The sequence below is a fragment of the Micromonospora sp. NPDC049580 genome (assembly GCF_040675595.1).
GTDB lineage: Bacteria > Actinomycetota > Actinomycetes > Mycobacteriales > Micromonosporaceae > Micromonospora.
In genome coordinates, this window is sequence record NZ_JBFAPG010000487.1 from 1 (window position 1) to 4,748 (window position 4,748).

The following is a 4,748-nucleotide window of genomic DNA, read 5'->3' on the forward strand; positions in this document are numbered from 1 at the left end:
CCCTGGTCGCGGTCGGCTACCCGGCCGACCCGGCCGACTACGCCCGCCGCGCCGACCTGACCCGCCGCCTGCGCGTGCCCGTCGAGGGCTGACAACGGCGGCCGCGACCTCGGCCGCCCGTCGAGAAGGCTGACAACGGCGGCAGCGGACGACGACGGGTGTGCCACCGGTCGGCGGCACACCGGTCGGGCGGAGGCGCGGATCAGTCTCCGGGCAGTTCGCCGTCGCCGCTGCCGCTGCCGCTCTGGGTTCCGCTGCTCTCGGTCGGCGCTGCCGTTGGTTGTCCGGCCGTGCGGCTGTCGGCCCGCCGTTGCAGGACGCCCCGGCTGAGGTGCGCCTCGATCATGTCGAACAGGATCTCCCGGATCTTGGTGTCGCCGGACTTGACCGCGGCTCCGTCCGCGCGGACCACCAGCGCGTACGCCAGGTAGTGGCCCCGGACCTGCCAGCCGACCCGTGCCGGGGCGGTGGCCAGGACATCCGCGTCGTCGCCGGCGGACAGCCCCCGGAACCGGCCCTGCCGGTCGTCGAGGAGTTGCCGGATCCGGTCCCGGGCCCGTTCGGCGCTGACCTTGTCGGTGAGGTTGAACAGGCCGGCAGTGACCAGGTGGTCGCCGCCGGGAGCCCGCAACGTCGCCCGGACGACCTGGTTGCAGCCGAGCCGGACCAGCAGGTCGGCCACCTCGTCGGTGGCGGCGACGGCGCAACTGCCGCTGGAGTGCGTCTTGAGGATCTCGTAGGCGGGCTGGCCGTCGGCGAGCTTCAACTCCTTGCCGGGAAAGAGTTCCTTCGCGGTGAGCGGCGCCTGGTCGGTGTCCCGCGAGTCGAGATCCTGCCGCTGGGTGGAAGCGGACGCGGCGACGTTCGGCTGGTACGTCGGGGTGGCCTGTGGCGCCGGCTTGTTGTCCACCAGCAGCGCGGCGGCGCCCAGACCGCAGAGCGCGAGCAGGACCAGGACGGCCGCACCGCCGACCAGCACCTGCCAGAGTCGCCCGCCGCCGCGCCGCGCGGGCGGCTCCACCGGTTGGGCCGAGGTGTAGACCTGGCTGCGGGGGGCCGCGACCGGGGTGCTGACGCGGGTGACCGGCGGCGGCTGGGTCGACGGCAGCATCAGCTGGTTGGGTCGGGGCAGCGACGGAGCGGGAAACCGGGACGGTGAGGGGCCGGCCGGCGGAGGCGGACCGGCGCCGAGCACGGCCAGGTCGGAGCCGGGCTCCGGGTCCTCGAATGCGTCCTCTTCGGACTCGTACCGATACACCATGTCGCCTAGAGTAGGAGTCATTGTCTCTTTAGGGGGTAATATTGGGAAATGCGGCTGTGGGCCGTGTCGTGGCCGACCCGGGCCGGTGCGAGAATTGCCGGCGTGACCGGCGACCATTACTTCACCGCGCAGCCCGCCAGCGACGCGCCGGCGCGCGAAGTCGAGTTCTCTGTCGCCGACCGCGACTACCAGCTCGTCTCGGCCGGCGGCGTCTTCTCCGCCAGCCGCCTCGACCCCGGCACCGCGGTGCTCCTGCGCAAGGCCGAGCTGCCCGCCGCCGACACCACCGGTGACCTGCTCGACCTCGGCTGCGGGTTCGGCCCGATCGCCTGCGTGCTGGCCGACGTGGCACCGGCGAGCACCGTCTGGGCGGTCGACGTCAACGCCCGCGCCCGCGAACTGACCGCCGTCAACGCGGCCCGGATCGGCGCCGCCGACCGGGTCCGGGTCAGCGCACCGGACGACGTGCCGGCGGACCTCCGGTTCGCGCAGCTGTGGTCCAACCCGCCCATCCGCATCGGCAAGGACGAGTTGCACGAGCTGTTGCTGCGTTGGCTGCCCCGACTCGCCCCGGACGGCGTCGGCTGGCTGGTCGTCGCCCGCCACCTCGGCGGCGACTCGCTGCACCGCTGGATCGTCGACCAGGGTTGGCAGGTCGAGCGGCACGCCAGCCAGAAGGGCTTCCGGGTGCTGCGGGTCACCCGGTAATTGGATGTCCCTCCCGGCCCTCGCTGGGGCAGGATCCCGGCGTGGGATACGTGGACGTGGCAGCGGTCGGGCACATCCTGCCCGACGGTCGGGAACTCTTCGCCGACGTGTCGTTCCGGGTCGGTGAGGGTGCCAAGGTCGCCCTGGTCGGGCCGAACGGCGCGGGAAAGACGACCCTGCTGCGGATGGTCGCCGGTGACCTGCCGGTGCGTACCGGCACCGTCGCGCGGGCCGGCGGGCTGGGCGTGATGCGCCAGTTCATCGGCATGATCGGCGACGAGACGACGCTGGCCGACCTGGCGCTGTCGCTCGCCCCGCCACCGCTGCGCGACGCCGGCCGCCGGCTCGCCGAGACCGAGACGGCCATGCGGGCGGCCGAGGTCCGCGGCAAGTTCAGCAGCGCCGCCGGAAAGGCCCAGCTGGCGTACGCCGACGCGCTCAGCGCCTGGGGCGAGGCCGGCGGGTACGACGCCGAGGTGCTCTTCGACACCGTCGCGACCATCGTGCTCAACCAGCCGTGGGACGCCGTACGGGACCGGCCGGTGCGTACCCTCTCCGGCGGCCAGCAGAAGCGCTTCGCCCTGGAGTTGCTGCTGCGCGGCCCGGACGAGGTGCTGCTGCTCGACGAACCGGACAACTTCCTCGACGTGCCCGGCAAGCGCTGGCTGGAGGCGCGGCTGCGCGAGTCCACCAAGTCGGTGCTCTACGTCTCGCACGACCGCGAGCTGCTGGCCCAGAGCGCCGACCGGGTGGTGGCCGTGGAGGGCGGCAGCGCCTGGGTGCACCCCGGTGGCTTCGCCAGTTGGTACGAGGCGCGGGTGGCCCGGCACGCCCGTCTCGACGAGCTGCGCCGGCGCTGGGACGAGGAGCACCAGAAGCTGCGCGAGCTGATGCTGATGTACAAGCAGAAGGCCGCGTACAACGACGGGTTGGCCTCGCGCTACCAGGCCGCGCAGACCCGGTTGCGCAAGTTCGAGGAGGCCGGGCCGCCGCCCGTACCGCCGAAGGACCAGGACATCCGGATGCGGCTGACCGGCGGGCGAACCGGCAAGCGCGCGGTCGTCTGCGACCAGCTGGAGCTGGACGGCCTGACCTTCCCCTTCGACCTGGAGATCTGGTACGGCGACCGGGTGGCGGTGCTCGGCGCCAACGGCACCGGCAAGTCGCACTTCCTGCGGCTGCTGGCCCGGGGTGGCACCGATCCCGACCCGGCGAACGGACCGGTCGACGGGGCGGGCGCGCTCGCCCCGGTGACGCACGACGGCACCGCCCGGCTCGGCGCCCGGGTCCGCCCCGGCCACTTCTCGCAGACCCACGACCGACCGGAGCTGATGGGCAAGACGCTCGTCGAGATCCTGTGGCGGGGTGACGAGCACCGCACCGGGATGGACCGGCACGCGGCGATGGGGGTGCTCAGCCGCTACGAGCTGGCCGGGCAGGGCGACCAGCGCTTCGGCACGCTCTCCGGCGGGCAGCAGGCCCGGTTCCTGGTGCTGCTGTTGGAGCTGTCCGGCGCGACCCTGCTGCTGCTCGACGAGCCCACCGACAACCTCGACCTGGCCAGCGCCGAGGCGCTGGAAGCGGGCCTGAACGCGTTCGAGGGGACGGTGGTGGCGGTCACCCACGACCGGTGGTTCACCCGCTCCTTCGACCGGTTCGTGCTGTTCCGGGGCGACAGCGAGGTGGTGGAGACCCCGGAGCCGGTCTGGGACGTGGGCTGAGCGGTCACCGGGCGGCGGTGCGTCCGGCCGGCATAGGGTGGATCTCGTGACTGAGATGACCTATCGCCGGCTGGGCGACTCCGGGCTCGTGGTGTCCGTCGTCGGGATCGGCTGCAACAACTTCGGCCGCAAGCTCGACCTCGACGGCACCCGCGCGGTCGTGGACGCCGCCCTGGACGTCGGGATCAACCTCTTCGACACCGCCGACATCTACGGCGAGCCGCAGGGCGGCTCCGAGGAGCTGCTCGGGCAGGCGCTCAAGGGACGCCGGGACGACGTGGTGGTGGCCACCAAGTTCGGCATGGACATGAACGGCCTCAACGGTCCGGACTTCGGCGCCCGGGGTTCGCGGCGGTACATCGCCCGCGCGGTGGAGGCGTCGCTGCGCCGGCTCGGCACCGACCACATCGACCTGTACCAGATGCACGAGCCCGACCCGGGCACCCCGATCGACGAGACCCTCGCGGCCCTCGACGATCTGGTCCGCGACGGCAAGGTCCGCTACCTGGGCAACTCCAACTTCGCCGGCTGGCAGATCGCCGACGCCGACTGGGTCGCCTCGTCCAACGGCCGGTCCCGCTTCATCAGCGCGCAGAACCACTACAGCCTGCTGGAGCGGTCCGTGGAGGCCGAGGTGATCCCGGCCTGCGAGCGGTTCGGCCTCGGCATGCTGCCGTTCTTCCCGCTCGCCAACGGCCTGCTCACCGGCAAGTACAAGCGCAGCGGGCAGCCGCCGGCCGGCAGCCGGCTCTCCGGCGGTGGCCGGTACGCCGACCGGCTCGCCGCGGCCGACTGGGACACCATCGAGGCGATCGAGGCGTACGCGGCCGAGCGGGGTCTGACCATGCTCCAGGTGGCGATCGGCGGGTTGGCCGCCCAGCCGGCGGTGACCTCGGTGATCGCCGGCGCCACCACGCCCGAGCAGGTGTACGCGAACGCCGCCGCCGGCACCTGGGAGCCCAGCGACGACGACCTGGCGGCGCTGCGCGCCATCCTCTGAGCGCGGCGGGCGCGTGGTCGCCTGAACGACACCGGGCCGGGCCGCGACGAGCGGCCCG

At 73.1% G+C, this 4,748-nt stretch carries 4 protein-coding genes and 1 pseudogene; 4 read left to right on the forward strand and 1 reads right to left on the reverse strand.

Going from position 1 to position 4,748, the window contains the following annotated elements; all coding sequences use genetic code 11:
• Positions 1–92, forward strand: a pseudogene (locus AB0J68_RS27485) (tRNA pseudouridine(38-40) synthase TruA); the annotation flags it as partial.
• A gap of 110 nt (positions 93–202) precedes the next feature.
• On the opposite strand, the gene AB0J68_RS27490 reads toward AB0J68_RS27485, so the two are convergent.
• Positions 203–1,261, reverse strand: a complete 1,059-nt coding sequence (locus tag AB0J68_RS27490; RefSeq protein ID WP_355139101.1) for a hypothetical protein — start codon at positions 1,259–1,261, stop codon at positions 203–205.
• A 102-nt stretch (positions 1,262–1,363) separates the two neighbouring features.
• On the opposite strand from AB0J68_RS27490, the gene AB0J68_RS27495 reads away from it, so the two are divergent.
• Genes AB0J68_RS27495 through AB0J68_RS27505 form a run of 3 tightly spaced genes read left to right on the forward strand, consistent with a single transcriptional unit; the run spans position 1,364 to position 4,690 of the window.
• Positions 1,364–1,969, forward strand: coding sequence for a methyltransferase (locus tag AB0J68_RS27495; protein ID WP_354858630.1), 606 nt, complete (start codon positions 1,364–1,366; stop codon positions 1,967–1,969).
• Between the two features lie 41 nt (positions 1,970–2,010).
• Positions 2,011–3,690 (forward strand): ATP-binding cassette domain-containing protein, encoded by a 1,680-nt coding sequence (locus tag AB0J68_RS27500; RefSeq protein ID WP_363941230.1) that lies wholly within the window; start codon positions 2,011–2,013, stop codon positions 3,688–3,690.
• Positions 3,691–3,727: 37 nt separating this feature from the next.
• Positions 3,728–4,690, forward strand: coding sequence for an aldo/keto reductase (locus AB0J68_RS27505; RefSeq protein ID WP_354858626.1), 963 nt, complete (start codon positions 3,728–3,730; stop codon positions 4,688–4,690).
• The last annotated feature ends 58 nt before the right edge of the window (positions 4,691–4,748 follow it).